This is a genomic window from Streptomyces sp. JB150 (assembly GCF_011193355.1).
In the GTDB taxonomy this organism is placed as follows: Bacteria; Actinomycetota; Actinomycetes; order Streptomycetales; family Streptomycetaceae; genus Streptomyces.
Map to the genome: position 1 here is coordinate 2,442,998 of NZ_CP049780.1, position 14,695 is coordinate 2,457,692.

At 72.8% G+C, this 14,695-nt stretch carries 12 protein-coding genes and 2 tRNA genes; 3 read left to right on the forward strand and 11 right to left on the reverse strand.

All coding sequences use genetic code 11. The features are described from left to right. Positions 1–190 precede the first annotated feature (190 nt). From G7Z13_RS11600 to leuS, 4 genes are all read right to left on the reverse strand, one after another. Entirely contained in the window at positions 191–1,336 is a 1,146-nt protein-coding gene (locus G7Z13_RS11600; protein WP_206313053.1) for a ComEA family DNA-binding protein, read from the reverse strand. A 141-nt stretch (positions 1,337–1,477) separates the two neighbouring features. Continuing rightward, on the reverse strand, positions 1,478–2,323 hold the full coding sequence (locus G7Z13_RS11605; protein WP_165998472.1) for a DegV family protein: 846 nt from the start codon (positions 2,321–2,323) through the stop codon (positions 1,478–1,480). Between the two features lie 82 nt (positions 2,324–2,405). Beyond that, positions 2,406–3,155: a hypothetical protein gene (locus tag G7Z13_RS11610; RefSeq protein WP_165998475.1), complete on the reverse strand. Its 750-nt coding sequence runs from the start codon at positions 3,153–3,155 to the stop codon at positions 2,406–2,408. A gap of 199 nt (positions 3,156–3,354) precedes the next feature. Next, positions 3,355–6,240, reverse strand: coding sequence for a leucine--tRNA ligase (gene leuS, locus G7Z13_RS11615; RefSeq protein WP_165998477.1), 2,886 nt, complete (start codon positions 6,238–6,240; stop codon positions 3,355–3,357). A gap of 377 nt (positions 6,241–6,617) precedes the next feature. Between leuS and G7Z13_RS11620 the strand changes: the two genes are divergently transcribed. Together G7Z13_RS11620 and G7Z13_RS11625 are read left to right on the forward strand one after the other, a co-directional pair. Continuing rightward, complete coding sequence (locus G7Z13_RS11620) at positions 6,618–7,847, forward strand: cytochrome b/b6 domain-containing protein (RefSeq protein WP_206313054.1); 1,230 nt, start codon at positions 6,618–6,620, stop codon at positions 7,845–7,847. Further along, a complete protein-coding gene (locus tag G7Z13_RS11625) occupies positions 7,844–9,457 on the forward strand; it encodes an NADH-quinone oxidoreductase subunit NuoF family protein (RefSeq protein ID WP_165998479.1) in 1,614 nt (537 codons plus the stop codon). Before G7Z13_RS11620 ends, G7Z13_RS11625 begins: the two co-directional genes overlap by 4 nt. Before the next feature lie 100 nt (positions 9,458–9,557). Here the strand turns inward: G7Z13_RS11625 and G7Z13_RS11630 are convergent. Beyond that, a tRNA-Ala gene (locus G7Z13_RS11630) sits at positions 9,558–9,630 on the reverse strand. Positions 9,631–9,764: 134 nt separating this feature from the next. Between G7Z13_RS11630 and G7Z13_RS11635 the strand changes: the two genes are divergently transcribed. Further along, the gene (locus G7Z13_RS11635) at positions 9,765–10,952 is read left to right on the forward strand and encodes a glycosyltransferase 87 family protein (protein ID WP_165998481.1); all 1,188 of its coding nucleotides are present in this window, start codon (positions 9,765–9,767) and stop codon (positions 10,950–10,952) included. Here G7Z13_RS11635 and G7Z13_RS11640 read toward each other — a convergent pair. The 6 genes from G7Z13_RS11640 to G7Z13_RS11665 all read right to left on the reverse strand — a co-directional run bounded on the left by G7Z13_RS11640 (position 10,921) and on the right by G7Z13_RS11665 (position 14,689). Next, the gene (locus tag G7Z13_RS11640; protein ID WP_003976229.1) at positions 10,921–11,154 is read right to left on the reverse strand and encodes a hypothetical protein; all 234 of its coding nucleotides are present in this window, start codon (positions 11,152–11,154) and stop codon (positions 10,921–10,923) included. The genes G7Z13_RS11635 and G7Z13_RS11640 overlap by 32 nt on opposite strands. Before the next feature lie 3 nt (positions 11,155–11,157). After that, a complete protein-coding gene (locus G7Z13_RS11645) occupies positions 11,158–11,334 on the reverse strand; it encodes a hypothetical protein (protein ID WP_165998484.1) in 177 nt (58 codons plus the stop codon). Positions 11,335–11,558: 224 nt separating this feature from the next. After that, positions 11,559–11,631 (reverse strand) — tRNA-Ala (locus tag G7Z13_RS11650). A gap of 117 nt (positions 11,632–11,748) precedes the next feature. Beyond that, a complete protein-coding gene (locus tag G7Z13_RS11655) occupies positions 11,749–12,420 on the reverse strand; it encodes a histidine phosphatase family protein (protein ID WP_165998486.1) in 672 nt (223 codons plus the stop codon). Beyond that, on the reverse strand, positions 12,417–12,866 hold the full coding sequence (rsfS, locus tag G7Z13_RS11660; RefSeq protein ID WP_165998488.1) for a ribosome silencing factor: 450 nt from the start codon (positions 12,864–12,866) through the stop codon (positions 12,417–12,419). Before rsfS ends, G7Z13_RS11655 begins: the two co-directional genes overlap by 4 nt. A gap of 89 nt (positions 12,867–12,955) precedes the next feature. Next, a complete protein-coding gene (locus G7Z13_RS11665) occupies positions 12,956–14,689 on the reverse strand; it encodes an LCP family protein (protein WP_165998490.1) in 1,734 nt (577 codons plus the stop codon). Positions 14,690–14,695 lie beyond the last annotated feature (6 nt).

Genomic DNA, 14,695 nt, shown 5'->3' on the forward strand with positions numbered 1-14,695 from the left:
CCGGAGGCCGCGTGCACGGCCCGCCGCCGGGTGACGGCGACCGGGGCCGGAGCCGATGCCGGAGCGAGAGCCGGAACCGGAACCGCAGCCTCGGCAGCGACATCATCACCAGCCGAGGTCTCCGCCGCGCCCGAACCCGCATCCGCGTGCCCCACCGCAGGTGAGCCCTGCGAGACCTCCTCCCCGCCCCTCATGGCCGCACGAGATCCCGCAGGTCGGCGAACCGCCGCTCGCCGATTCCCTTCACCTCCCGCAACTCGTCCACCGAACGGAAGCCGCCGTGCCGGGTGCGGTAGTCGATGATGTGCTGGGCGAGGACGGGCCCGACGCCCGGCAAGGTGTCGAGCTGTTCCACGGTGGCCGTGTTGAGGGAGACGGGCCCGGCCGGTACGGGACCCACGGGAGCGCCCCCGGCAGAACCCGCCCCCGGCCCCGAGCCCGCCGCCGGAGCAGGTGCCGGTCCGCCAACGACCACCTGCTCCCCGTCCACGAGGAACCGCGCCCGGTTCAGCCCGTCGGTGTCCGTGCCGGGCCGTACTCCGCCCGCGGCCTCCAGCGCGTCCACGACCCGCGATCCGGCGGGCAGCCGGTGGATGCCGGGCTCGCGCACCTTCCCGCTGACGTCCACCACGATCTCGGCGCCGGCGCCCGGCACACCCGTCGGAGCGGCGGACGGCACGGGCTCTCCCGACGGCTCCGGATGCGCGGGGGCCGCCTCCACCACCTCCGGCGCGCTCACCGTCTCCGGGCGCCCGCTCCAGAAGTGCTGCACGGCGAAGCCCGCGGCCACGACGAGCAGCACGGTCAGCGCAAGGACGTTGCGCCGCTCCAGACCGGCCCGGGTCTGCAACCACAAGGGCAGCCGCTCGCGCAGCGCGAGCCCCGCCCGGTGACGCCAGGCCTCGGCGAGCTCCCGCTCCACCACGGGCTCCCGCTCCTCGACGGGCCTAGACTCCCCGACGGACCCCGGCTCCTCGACAGGCTCCCACTCCCCGCCCCGCGACGGCCCCGCCCTCGACTCCCGCCGCTCCCCGGCGTGTTCCTCCTCGCGCCCCTCGGCGCCTCCTCTCGCGCGCCCCTCACCGCCCTCCTCGGCCCGAACCGTTTCCCCGAAGCGCCCCGCGGCAGGTCGCACCGCCTGCTCGCCGAACAACAGCCGCGCGCGCCGACGCAGTTCGTCGGCGGGCGCGTGCCGTTGCCGGGCGGCGGACCTGCCGCGCAGGGGCGGACGGCGGTGCCGGAGACGGCTGTCGACCAGGACGCGGCTGTCCGAGGCCGGAGCCCGGCCCGGACCACTCGTCGCGGACGTCGTGCGTGTGCGTGCTCGAAGTGCCATGCGACGAGGGTCGGGCACTTCACCGCACTCGCGATGATCATGGTGAATTCCCGGGGAGTACCGCCCGGTTGTGGAAAACCGCGTCACCCGTACGAGTGGGTGGCGAACCGGCTCACGCCCTCCGCCGCCGCGCCGGCGACCTCACCGCGACGCGACCACGACCCCCAGCAGCCCAGGCCCCGTATGCGCCCCGATCACCGCTCCCACCTCGCTCACATGCAGCTCCGCCAGTCCGGGCACCCGCGCCCGCAGCCGCTCCGCCAGTGCCGAGGCGCGGTCCTCGGCGGCGAGATGGTGGACGGCGATGTCGACCGGCGCGGCCCCCGCCCGTTCGGCGGCGATCTCCTCCAGGCGGGCGATCGCCCGGGACGCCGTCCGTACCTTCTCCAACGGGCCGATCCGGCCGTCGTCCAGCTGGAGCAGCGGCTTCACCGCGAGCGCGGAGCCGAACAGGGCCTGTGCGGCGCCGATCCGGCCGCCCCGGCGCAGGTACTCCAGGGTGTCGACGTAGAAGTAGGCGGAGGTGCCGGCGGCCCGCTTCTCCGCCGCCGTGACGGCCTCGTCCACGGAACCGCCCGCCTCGGCCGCCTCGGCGGCCGCGACCGCGCAGAAGCCCAGCGCCATCGCGATCATGCCGGTGTCCACCACCCGCACCGGCACCGGCGCCTCCTTCGCCGCGAGCAGCGCCGCGTCGTAGGTGCCGGACAGCTCGGCGGAGAGGTGGAGGGAGACGATGCCGGTGGCGCCCGACTCGGCGACCTTGCGGTAGGTCTGTGCGAACAGCTCGGGGCTGGGCCGTGAGGTGGTGACGGGGCGTCGCTTCTGGAGCGCCTGGGCCAGGGAGCGGGTCGAGATCTCGGTGCCCTCTTCGAGTGCCCGGTCGCCGAGGACCACGGTCAGCGGAACCGCCGTGATGCCGTGGCGCTCCATCGTCCGTGGCGGCAGGTAGGCCGTTGAATCGGTGACGATCGCGACATGCCGGGACATGAGCTGGAGGTTACCTGGCGTAGCGCGCGGACGGCAGCCCGGCCCGGTCACCCGCGCCGGAGCGGGGACCCGGCCGGCGGGCTCAGGTGGTGGACTCGGGGCGGGGCTTCTTCTGCCAGGGGTAGGCCGGGCGCGGGTCCGGCGGGGTGATGGCGGGCCGGGCCGGCTCGTCGGCGGTGTGCTGCCGCGGGGTGTCCTGCCAGGTCTGCTGCGAGGCCGCGGCGTCGGCGGCGGGCGCCTCCGGCCAGGGCGGGGGCGGGGCGGCGGCGGAGGACGCGGACGGCTCCTCCGTCGTCCAGTGCCGCAGGGCACCGGCCTCGACGTCGATCTGGGCGCTGAGCGTGTCCAGGTCGTCGTCGGCGAAGCGCTGTGCGCGGTCGCGGGCGGCCCAGCGCAGGGAGTCCGCCGACCGTGTGATGCGCTCGGTACGCTCGCGCAGGCCCGGCAGCCGCTCGGCCAGCGCGGCCCGGTCCGGTTCGGACTCCAGGCGCCGCAGTTCCGCGTCGAGTTCGTGGCCGTGGGCGCTGAGCCGGTGGAAGAGGCCCAGGGACTCCTTCAGCGACTCGTCCTCGGCGGCGCCCGCGTTCAGCGCGTCCTGGGTGGCCCGCATGGAGGTGCGCAGCTTCAGCCGCAGCTGGGCGATCTCGCCGGCCGGGCCGGGCTGGGCGAAGGACTTGGCGCGCAGCGTGTGGTCCTCGACCGTGCGCCGGGCCTGCGTGATCGTGCGGTCCACGCCCCGCTTGGCGGCGCCGACGGCCTTCACCGTGGCGTAGACACCGAGTGCCACGAAGAGCACGAAGAGCAGGGCCACCACCGCGATCACCGCTTCCACGACGCTCCTCCTCCGGCCGGTCGGCCCTGTGCCCGCCACGGCACCCACCGCGCCGCTTCTCCACGGTAAACGCGACAGGCAGGCCCGGAGTTCCACGACAACCCCGAACCTGCCCGCATCGCACCCCGAGCACACCCCGAGCACACCCCCTAGGGGACGGCCCGGCGCTCACGGCCGCTCAGGAGCGCTGACGGCGTCCTCACGCCGGAACGATGTTCACCAGCTTCGGCGCCCGCACGATCACCTTGCGGATCCCGGCCCCGTCCAGCGCCGCCACGACCTTCTCGTCGGCCAGCGCGACCTTCTCCAGCTCCTCCTCGGAGATGCCCGGGGAGACCTCCAGGCGGGCCTTGACCTTGCCCTTGATCTGGACGACGCAGGTGACGGTCTCGTCGACCACGTACGCCGGGTCGGCCACCGGGAAGGCCTGGTGCACCACCGACTCGGTGTGGCCCAGCTTGCGCCACAGCTCCTCGGCGATGTGCGGGGCCAGCGGAGCGACCAGCAGCACCAGCGCCTCGGCGACGGAGCGCGGCACCGGGCGGTTGGCCTTGGTCAGGTGGTTGTTCAGCTCGGTGATCTTGGCGATGGCGGTGTTGAACCGCATCCCCTCCAGGTCCCCGCGCACGCCGTCGATCGCCTTGTGCAGGGCGCGCAGCGTCTCCTCGTCGGCCTCGGTGTCGACGACGGTCGTCTCGCCGGTGGTCTCGTCGACGATGTTGCGCCACAGCCGCTGCAGCAGCCGGAACTGGCCGACCACCGCGCGGGTGTCCCACGGGCGGGAGACGTCCAGCGGGCCCATGGCCATCTCGTACAGGCGCAGGGTGTCGGCGCCGTACTCGGCGCAGATCTCGTCCGGGGTCACCGCGTTCTTCAGGGACTTGCCCATCTTGCCCAGCAGGCGGGTGACCTTCTCGCCCTGGTACCAGTAGGCGCCGTCGCGCTCCTCGACCTCGGCGGCCGGCACCGCGATGCCGCGGCTGTCGCGGTAGACGTAGGCCTGGATCATGCCCTGGTTGAACAGGCGGTGGAACGGCTCGGACGAGGCGATGTGCCCCAGGTCGTGCAGCACCTTGGACCAGAAGCGGGCGTACAGCAGGTGCAGCACGGCGTGCTCGGCGCCGCCGACGTACAGGTCGACGCCGCCGTGCGGCTGGCCCTCGCGCGGGCCCATCCAGTACTGCTCGATCTCGGGGTCGACCAGCTTCTCGCCGTTGTGCGGGTCCAGGTACCGCAGCTCGTACCAGCAGGAACCGGCCCAGTTGGGCATGGTGTTGGTCTCGCGCCGGAACTTGCGCGGGCCTCGGCCGTCGCCCAGGTCCAGGGTGACGTTGACCCAGTCCTCGTTGCGCGACAGCGGGGTCTCGGGCTGGGTGTCCGCGTCGTCCGGGTCGAAGGTGCGCGGGCTGTAGTCCTCGACCTCCGGCAGCTCCAGCGGCAGCATCGACTCGGGCAGCGCGTGGGCGACGCCGTCCTCGTCGTAGACGATCGGGAAGGGCTCGCCCCAGTAGCGCTGGCGGCTGAACAGCCAGTCGCGCAGGCGGAAGTTGACGGTGCCCTCGCCGATGCCCTTGCTCTCCAGCCACGCGGTGATGCGGGCCTTGGCCTCGACGACTCCCAGGCCGTCCAGGGAGACCTCGTCGCCCGACGAGTTGACGATCTTCGCGTCGTAGGAGGCGAAGGCGTCGTCCCAGGTGGCCGGGTCGGTGCCGCGGCCGTCGTTCGGCTCGACGACGCAGCGCATGGGCAGTTCGAAGGCGCGCGCGAAGGCGAAGTCGCGGGTGTCGTGCGCGGGGACGGCCATGATCGCGCCGGTGCCGTAGCCCATCAGGACGTAGTCGGCGATGAAGACGGGGACGCGCTCGCCGTTGACCGGGTTGACGGCGTACGCGCCGGTGAAGACGCCGGTCTTCTCCTTGGCGTCGGCCTGGCGCTCGACGTCGGACTTGGCGGCGGCCTGCGCGCGGTAGGCGGTGACGGCCTCGGCGGGGGTGGCGTGACCGCCGGTCCACACCTGGTGGGTGCCCTCCGGCCAGGCCTGCGGGGTGATCTTGTCGATCAGCGGGTGCTCGGGCGCCAGCACCATGTAGGTGGCGCCGAACAGGGTGTCCTGGCGGGTGGTGAAGACGGTGATGTGGTCGTCGCCGACGGGGAAGTCGACGCGGGCGCCCTCGGAGCGGCCGATCCAGTTGCGCTGCTGCAGCTTGATGGCCTCGGGCCAGTCCAGCGCGTCCAGGTCCTCCAGCAGCCGGTCGGCGTAGGCGGTGATGCGCATGTTCCACTGGCGCAGCTTGGCCTTGAAGACCGGGAAGTTGCCGCGCTCGGAGCGGCCCTCGGCGGTGACCTCCTCGTTGGCCAGCACGGTGCCCAGGCCGGGGCACCAGTTGACCGGCGCGTCGGAGGCGTAGGCCAGCCGGTACCCGCTCAGGACGTCGGCCTTCTCGACGGAGCTCAGCTCGTTCCAGGAGCGGCCGCCGGGCACCTCGCGCTCACCGGACTCGAACTGGGCGATCAGCTCGGAGATCGGGCGGGCCTTGTTCGCGTCGTGGTCGTACCAGGAGTTGAAGATCTGCAGGAAGATCCACTGGGTCCACTTGTAGTAGTCCGGGTCGATCGTGGCGAACGTCCGGCGCTTGTCGTGGCCCAGGCCCAGCCGGCGCAGCTGGACCTTCATGTTCTCGATGTTGGCCTCGGTGGACACGCGCGGGTGCGTTCCGGTCTGCACGGCGTACTGCTCGGCGGGCAGGCCGAAGGCGTCGAAGCCCAGGGTGTGCAGCACGTTGTGGCCGGTCATGCGGTGGAAGCGCGCGTACACGTCGGTGGCGATGTAGCCCAGCGGGTGGCCCACGTGCAGGCCCGCTCCCGAGGGGTACGGGAACATGTCCATGAAGAACTTCTTGGGCTTGGCGACCCGCTCGGGGTCACCCGCCAGGTCGCCCTTCGGGTTGGGTGCCGCGTAGGTGCCCTCGGCGTCCCAGAAGTCCTGCCAGCGTGCCTCGATGTCCGCGGCCAGGGCGGCCGTGTAGCGGTGCGGCGCGGCTTCCGCGGCCATGCCGGCGGTGGCAGCGGGGTTCGTCTCGCTCATGATCCTCAAAGCTCCATCGATCGTCTCTGCCTACGGCTTGCCGAGAAACGAAAAATCCCCTCGCACAGGAGGGGACGCCGCGCCGATTCCGGCCACTCGACTCGTCCGGTGGCCGGGACTGATCAGCGCGGCCCGCTAAGCAGAAGGCGTACGGCACGCATGGCGTCAGGGTACCGCAGCCCCCGGCCGGGCCGCGACGAAGGTCCGGAAGCCGAACGAAGATCACGGTTACTTCGCGTAACAACCCCTAAGGGGCATCACAACGGCACCATTGTCATTTGATAACAGCGCAATAACTCAAACCTCGTACCCATGGGTATGGCGCGACCTAGAGTGCGGCCCGGGACCGCTTTCCCGAACCGCTCGGAGTCACCCCCATGAACTCTCGTCGCAGTAACAGCCCGCTCGCCGCACGGGGCCGCTCGGCCTACGGCGTGGCGACGGCTGCCGCGCTGGTCCTCATACCCGTGCTCGTCCTGGCCGGAGGTGACACCTTCCGCGAGTTCCTGAACTTCGGCGCGGGCGTGCTCAGCCTGGTCTCCCTGACCTGCTCGGTGATCTGGGGCCTGGTGGCCCAGGACCGGATCTTCCTCAACGCGCGGCAGCGGATCGTCGGCCAGGCGGTACACCGGGCGACGGCGGTCGCCTCGATCGCCTTCCTGCTGCTGCACGTCGTCACCAAACTGGCCCTGGACCACGTCGGCATCCTCGCCGCCCTGATCCCGTTCTCGCTCGGCGTCACCGGCGGCGCCGGCCTGATCGGGCTCGGCTCGCTGGCCGGACTGCTCATGGTCTTCGTCGGCCTCACCGGCGCCCTGCGCAGCGCCTTCGCCTCCCCCGCCCCGATCGCCGCGCGCTGGCGGACCATGCACATGCTGGCCTACCCCGCCTGGTGCGCGGCCCTGGTGCACGGCCTGTTCGCCGGCCGCCAGGCCAAGCCGGTCTTCGTGTTCCTCTACGGCCTGTGCCTGGTCGGCGTGATGACGGCGCTGGCGCTGCGCTCGGCGCCCCGCCCGGTCAAGCGCCGGGTCGCCGACCGGATCACCGCCCTGCTGGGCGGCGGCGCGCAGCCCGACCGCGAGGACCTGGACGCCGCCCGCGCGCGTGCGGGCGGCGCCGACCCGTCCCCGCTGCCCGGTTACGACACCGCGCGGGCGGACCGCGAGCGGACCGCCGAGCCCGCGGCCGGCTTCGCGGCCGCCTACCGCGCGGTGTCCCGCCCCCGCCGCTCCCAGCGCCCCGCCCCGGACGGCCGGCCCACCGAAACGCCGCCCCGCGTGGACACCTCGTCGTCGCTGCCCCGCGTGGACGCCTCCTGGCCGATCCCGTCCCCGCCGCCGGTCGGCGAGGCGCCCCCGTCGGCGTACGACCCCCTCCAGGACACCGGATACACCATCCCCGTCTACGACAATCCGGTCGCGGGCGGGTACGGCGGCACCGAGATCTACGACACGGTTGAGTCGAACACCCTGTACGGCACGTACAACCCCAACGACACGTACGACAACAGCGGTCCCGCCACAGAAACACTGCCCGGTGCGTCCTACGACTTCGGCGCACCGGGTTCGGGCGAACCTTGGAACACGCCTTCCGGAGGCTTTAAGTGAACGAGGCCCTGCCCGACGTACCCGAAGTCCGCGTGGTCGGACTTCCTCAGCTCACGTCGGGCTTCGACCTTGTCGAACGACTCGATCTGCCCATGCACCTGAAGGTGCACGGGCCGCTCGAACCCCTGGGCGGCGAGCAGCTCGCGCAGCTCGCCGAACGCATCAACCTCAGGGGCCGCGGCGGCGCGGGTTTCCCCTTCCACAAGAAGCTGCGGTCGGTCGCCGAGTCGGCGATCCGCCGCGGCGTGCGGCCGGTGGTGGTGATCAACGGAAGCGAGGACGAACCCGCCTGCCGCAAGGACACCGTGCTGATCAACCGTGCCCCCCACCTGATCCTGGACGGCGCGCTGCTGTGCGCCGAGGCGCTGGGTGCCCGCACGCTCGTGGTGGGCGTCACCCGCGAGTCCACCCAGCGCTCCATGGAGGCCGCGCTCGCCGAGCGCGGCCTGAGCAACGGGCGCAGATCGGCGCTGCGCGCACGCGTGCAGCGCAATCCGGTCCGGATGGTCACCGGCGCCGCCGCCTCCCTGATCCGCTCGATCGACGGCGGCCCGGCGATCCCGCCCGGCCGCAAGATCAGCGCCTCGGTCAGCGGCGTCGGCGGCGCCCCGACCCTGCTGTCGAACGCCGAGACGTTCGCCCAGCTGGCCATCGCCGCGCGCATCGGCCCGGAGCGGTACGGCAACACCGGCCTGTACGACGAGCCGGGCACCGTGCTGCTCACGGTCTCCGGTGCGGTGGCCCGCCCCATGGTGATCGAGGTGCCCACCGGGGTGCCGCTGCGCTACGTGCTGCAGCTGGCCGGCGCCCCGCCGGTCCCGCAGGGCGTGCTGACCGGCGGCTACCACGGCAAGTGGATCGACGCGGCGACGGTGAACGAGGCGATCGTCTCGCGCAACTCGCTGGACGCGGTGGGCGGTTCCCTGGGCGCCGGGGCGATCCTGCCGATCAGCCAGGAGACGTGCCCGCTCGGCGAGTCGCTGCGGGTGGCGCAGTGGCTCGCGGAGGAGAGCGCCGGCCAGTGCGGCCCGTGCTACCTCGGGCTGCCGGCCGCCGCGCGCGGCATGGAGGACATCCTGAACGGCGGCGGACCGGCCGCCCTGGAGGCGCTCAAGCAGGTCGCCAGGAACGTCAAGCGGCGCGGCGCGTGCTCGCACCCGGACGGCTCCGCGATGTTCCTGGAGTCGACCATCAAGGCGTTCACCGACGACCTGGCCGCCCATGTCCTCGGCAACGGCTGCGGGCGGCCCGTGGAGGGCGTGCTGCCGCTCTTCGAGGGGGGCAGGGCCCCCACGGGCGTCCCCGGCGGCGGCGCGGCCGAGGAGAACGGCCCCAGCCGACAGAAGATCTACGTCGACTGGACGCTGTGCCGGGGGCACGGACTGTGCGCCGACATCCTCCCGGAGGTCTTCGAGCTGGGCGCCGACGGCTTCCCGACCGTCGCCCAGGCGGCGGTGCCCCGCTACGCCGAGGCGAAGGCGCTGCGCGCGGTGCGCCGCTGCCCGGCGCTCGCCCTGCGGATCGAGGAGGAGGCGCCGCGGGACAAGACCGCCTCCCGCAACCTGCCGGTGCTGTCCCAGGGGCGCGGGCGCCGCGCCCTCGGCCGCTGAGCGGGCCGGGCGGGCCGGGCGGTCCGGGCGGGCCGGGCGGTCCGGGCGGGCCGGACACGAAAAATCCCGCCGGGTCGTTCTGACCCGGCGGGATCTGCTGTGGAGCTAAGGAGAATTGAACTCCTGACCTCCTGCATGCCATGCAGGCGCTCTACCAACTGAGCTATAGCCCCTTGCGGTGTGCCGTCCGCTGCGGTTTCCCTCTCGGGTTTCCCTCGCGGCGACACAGAGAACATTACACGGTCCCCCTGGTGGAACACCAAATCGTTTCCGGTCTGCCCGAGTATGGGCGCTATGGTCGGCCCTCGTGACCGTGATCGCGTTCTCCGGGGTCCACCGCCGTGTGCCCACCGCCGTCGGGGCCTGCCTGTTCTCGTTCGCGGCGTTCTGGGTCGCGCAGCGGGCCGCGCAGGTGTCGATGATCGACCTGCTGGTGTACCGCGCGGAGGGTGCCACCGTCCGCGCGGGCGGCGACCTGTACGCCCTGCGCACGACGGCGGCCCGACTGCCGACCACCTACCCGCCCTTCGCCGCCCTGCTGTTCACCCCCCTGACCCTGCCCGACGCCTCCGGGCTGCGCACCCTCGCGACGGCCGGGAACCTCGCCCTGCTGGTCGCCTTCGTCCGGCTGTCGCTGCGGCTCGTCGGGCACGCGCGCGGGGACACCGTGTGGTGGGTCGCGGCGGTGGCCGTGTGGTGCGAACCGGTGTGGACGACCCTGCGCTACGGCCAGGTGAACCTGGTGCTGGCGGTGCTGGTCCTGTGGGACCTCACCCGCCGCCCCGGCGACCGGCTGGCCGGGCTCGGCATCGGCCTCGCGGCGGCGGTGAAGCTGACACCCGCGCTGTTCGCGGTGTTCCTGCTCGCCACCGGCGTCGTCGCCCACCGCGCGCACGGCAGCGGCGGGCCCTGGCTGCGCCACGCGCGCGGGGCGGCGGCCGCGTTCGCCGGCGCCACCCTGCTCGCGGCGGCCGTCCTGCCGTACGACTCCTGGCGGTTCTGGAGCTGCATGGTGTTCCGCGCGGGGCGGGTCGGGCACGCCGAGGAGACCGCGAACCAGGCGCTGCGCGGCGTCCTGGCCCGCGCGCTGCACACCCCGGACCCGGGGGCCGCCTGGGCGGTCGCGGCGGCCCTCGTGGGCGCCGCCGGACTGGCCGTGGCGGTCCGGGCGGAGCTGCGCGGGCAGCGCGCGTGGGCGGTGCTCGGCTGCGCGGTGACGGCGCTGCTGATCAGTCCGGTGTCCTGGTCGCACCACTGGGTGTGGTGCGTGCCCGTGGTGCTGCTCCTGGCCGCACAGGGCCACCGCGCGGTCGCCGCGGGCACCGCGCTGACCTTCGGCTCGTACGCCCTGTGGTGGGTACCGCACGGCGCGAAGCGGCCCGAACTGCACCAGGGTGGCACCGAGTTGCTGCTGTGCGGCCTCTACGCGGCGGCCGGCTGCGCGTTCCTGCTGTGCGCCGCGCTCAGGCCGTCACGAACGAGTAGAACCGCTTGAGCGTGCAGTGCTCCTCCAGCAGACGGCCGTAGATCGGCTCGCCCTCCAGCTCGCGGTACGTCTCGATGGGGTCGCCTTTTATGATCAGCGCCCGCGCGCATTCCTCGCACCAGTACTGGTAGTCGGGGTTCACCGGTTCCATGTCCCGGACGATCGGCGTACCGCTGCCGCACCAGTCGCACTTCCGCCTGTGGGCACCCATCGATCAGCTCCAGCTGTGGCCGCAGGCCGTGCACACGTAGGAGATTCCGCCGTTGTCACCGAGGACTTGGGCGACGTGCGCGGAACCGCAGGAAGGGCAGCTGAGCCGGGTGGCCGTGTGCCGTATCAACGCTGCTTCGCCGAGGAGGTGGCCGACCTCCTCGAGGATGCTCGAAGGCATCGCTACTCCCTCCCGTCGGGCCGCGCCCCCTTCCGGCCGTTTGATTCTGCCACGACCGGAGCGACACGGTCAGCGACGCCGGGGTACCAGTCCGGACACGGCACCCGCCCACACGCCACCACGGAGGTATACGCCTCTCGGGTCACTGCCGTTCACGACCGTTCGAGGACGGGAAGGCCGCAGACGAAAAATCCCGCCCCCTGAGGGGGACGGGATTCGTCCTGTGGAGCTAAGGAGAATTGAACTCCTGACCTCCTGCATGCCATGCAGGCGCTCTACCAACTGAGCTATAGCCCCTTGCGTTCTCCCCGCTCGGCCGGGCGAACAAGAAGAACTTTAGCCTGCGACCTGCCGGAAAGTGAAATCCGGGTCCCCGGGGGCCGTCCGACGGCCGTACGACGGCCCCGCGGCCCCTCAGTCGTCGTCGCCGAGGACCGGCTCCGGCAGGGTGCCGGCGTTGTGCTCCAGCAGCCGCCAGCCGCGGGCGCCCTGGCCGAGCACCGACCAGCAGCAGTTGGACAGGCCGCCCAGGCTCTCCCAGTGGCGGGCGTCCAGGCCGAGCAGCCGGCCGATGGTGGTGCGGATCGTGCCGCCGTGGCTGACCACGACGAGGGTCCCGTCCTCGGGCAGCTTCTCGGCGTGCCGGAGCACCACGGGCGCCGCGCGGTCGGCGACCTCGGTCTCCAGCTCGCCGCCGCCGCGGCGGACCGGCTCGCCGCGCTTCCACGCGGCGTACTCCTCCCCGTACCGGGCGATGATCTCGTCGTGCGTCAGGCCCTGCCAGACGCCCGCGTAGGTCTCCCGCAGGCCCTCTTCGAGGGTGACGTCGAGGCCGGTGAGCGCGGCCAGCTCGGCCGCGGTGTCCGCGGCGCGCGACAGGTCGGAGGCGACGATCGCGTCGGGCCGCAGGGAGGCCAGCAGCCGGGCCGCGCGGCGCGCCTGGGCGACGCCGGTCTCGGTCAGCGCGACGTCCGTGGTGCCCTGGAACCGGCGCTCCACGTTCCACGAGGTCTGCCCGTGCCGCCACAGGATGACGCGGCGGCCCCGGCCCTGGTTCCCGGCGGTCACCTCGCCGGTGGCGCTCACCGCCACTCACCGGCCGCCTCGGCGGCCTCCTCCTGGGCGGCCTGGAGCTTGGCGTGCTCCTCGGCCTTGCCGCGGGTCGCCCGGGCGTCCTCGGGCAGCTCGATCTCGGGGCAGTCCTTCCACAGCCGCTCCAGGGCGTAGAAGACGCGCTCCTCGCTGTGCTGGACGTGGACGACGATGTCGACGTAGTCGAGCAGGATCCAGCGGGACTCGCGGTCGCCCTCGCGGCGCACGGGCTTGGCCCCGAGCTCCTTCAGGAGCCGTTCCTCGATCTCGTCGACGATCGACTTGACCTGGCGGTCGTTGGGGGCGGACGCCAGCAGGAAGGCGTCCGTGATCGACAGCACGTCGCTGACGTCGTAGGCGATGACGTCGTGGGCGAGCTTGTCGGCCGCCGCCTGGGCGGCGGTGGTGATCAGTTCGAGAGAGCGGTCGGTCGCGGTCACTACAAGGCTTTCCGTCGGCGGTCGTTTGTCTTCCAGGGTCTCACGGCCGCCGGCGGGCCCCACGCCATCACGCGGGGGCCCGCGCGCGGCTACGGGGCGTAGTCCCGGCCGAGGACGACCGACACGTTCGCGTTGGAGGTCACCTCGCCCTTGGTGACGGCGCTCTCGGGCAGGCCGAGGGTCTTGGCGACCTCGGTGGCGTTCTGCCGGTCGGCGGCCTCGGCGTAGAGCACCTTCGAGGTGCCCTGGGCGGCCGCCGTGCCGCTCTCCAGGAAGGTGAAGCCGCCGTTGAGGAGGACCACGCGGGCCTTCTCGGTGTTGTCCTTCACCCCGCTGGCGTTGCGCACCGAGACGCGCACGGCGGCGCCCTGGTCGGGACTCTTGGCGGTGCCGCCGAGGACGTCCTCGACCACGCTGTCACTGGCCTCGGCGGTCAGCGTGCCGTCGGCCTGGACGGGCAGCACCGCGGTCCTGTGGTCGCCGCTCTTGGCGAGGTCGGACAGGGCGGCCAGGAAGGTGCCGAGGTCCTTGTCGGTGAGCGACGGGTCGAGGATCTGCGCCAGGGTCTGGACGGTGGTCGTCGCGGCCTCGGGGTCCGAGGACATCTTGCGCAGCACGCCCTGCAGGACCTGCCCGAACCGCTGCAGCTGGGCGTCCGGGGCCTCGCCGGGGGCGCGGTAGGTGGCGTAGGCGACGGCCATCTTGCCGCTGAGGGTCTGCTTCTCGCCCTGGTTGACCAGGGGCGCCTCGCCCTTCCCGGCCTCGGGGTCGAGCACGTCCGTGTCGGTGTCGATCTCGATGTTGCCGACGAGGTCGACGAGGTTCTGCAGGTAGGGGGTGTCCAGGCGCCAGGTGCCCTGGATGGAGGTGCCGAGGACGGTGTCCAGGGCCTCGCGGGTGCCGGTGGAGCCGTCGTCCTCGACGGACTTGGCGAGGGTGGTGGTCGCGCCGTCGTCGCCGGTCAGGGCGAGGGAGTTGGGCAGCAGGACGGTGGTGCCCTGCCGGGTGGTGGTGTTGTCGACGAGCAGGGCGGTGGAGGTGCCGCCCTTCTTGGTGTCGTGCAGGTGGACGACGATCACGTCGCGCTTCTGGGCGCCGGCGGCGGCCGTGGTGCCGGTGGTGCCGTCGGACGAGGACAGTCCGGGCAGCTTCCCGGCGTACCAGAGCCAGCCGACGCCGCCGGCCGCGACCAGGGCGAGGACGACGGCCAGGGCGATGAGCCGGCTGCGGGCGCGGCGGCGGGCCTCCTCGCGGCGCTCGGTGCGGTTCTCGGTGAACTTCAGCCAGTCGATGACGTCCTCGGAGTCGCCGTCGGGCTCCTCGACGAACGAGAACTGCTCGGTGCGGTAGTCGCGGTCGTCCTGACCGTCGCGGTCGCCGCGGTCGTCGTCCCGCGCGGGGGCGTCGTCGGCCGGTCCGGCCTGCTGCGGGATGTGGGCGGTCTGCTCGGCGACCCGGGACTGGGGAGCGGCGGCCTGCTGCCCGTAGGCGGCGCCGTGGCCCTCCTGGCCCGCGTAGCCGTCGTAGGAGCCGTACGAGGGCTCCTGGCCGGTCCCGTAGGTGTCGTACGACGGGCTGGGCGGCTGCTGGCCCGACGTGTACGGGTCGTAGCCGTAGCCCTGGGGGTTCTGCGGGTAGCCCTGGGGGTTCTGCGCGTGGTCCTGGGAGGCGGTCTGCTGCTGCCCGTAGGGGTCGTACGGGTCGTACGGGGGGTCGTACGGCTGCTGCTGCGCCTGCTGGTACACGGGGCGGCCGTACTCGTCGTAGCCGACGAGCCGGTACTGGTCCTCGCCCCCGTAGCCCGCGTCGTATCGGTCGTTCACCGGTGC

What these genes read in the sequence shown, in the direction of transcription:
- G7Z13_RS11600 (WP_206313053.1), bottom strand. Translation starts at nt 1,336, where the DNA reads ATGGCACTTCGAGCACGCACACGCACGACGTCCGCGACGAGTGGTCCG.
- G7Z13_RS11605 (WP_165998472.1), bottom strand. Translation starts at nt 2,323, where the DNA reads ATGTCCCGGCATGTCGCGATCGTCACCGATTCAACGGCCTACCTGCCG.
- leuS (WP_165998477.1), bottom strand. Translation starts at nt 6,240, where the DNA reads ATGAGCGAGACGAACCCCGCTGCCACCGCCGGCATGGCCGCGGAAGCC.
- G7Z13_RS11620 (WP_206313054.1), top strand. Translation starts at nt 6,618, where the DNA reads ATGAACTCTCGTCGCAGTAACAGCCCGCTCGCCGCACGGGGCCGCTCG.
- G7Z13_RS11640 (WP_003976229.1), bottom strand. Translation starts at nt 11,154, where the DNA reads ATGGGTGCCCACAGGCGGAAGTGCGACTGGTGCGGCAGCGGTACGCCG.
- G7Z13_RS11645 (WP_165998484.1), bottom strand. Translation starts at nt 11,334, where the DNA reads ATGCCTTCGAGCATCCTCGAGGAGGTCGGCCACCTCCTCGGCGAAGCA.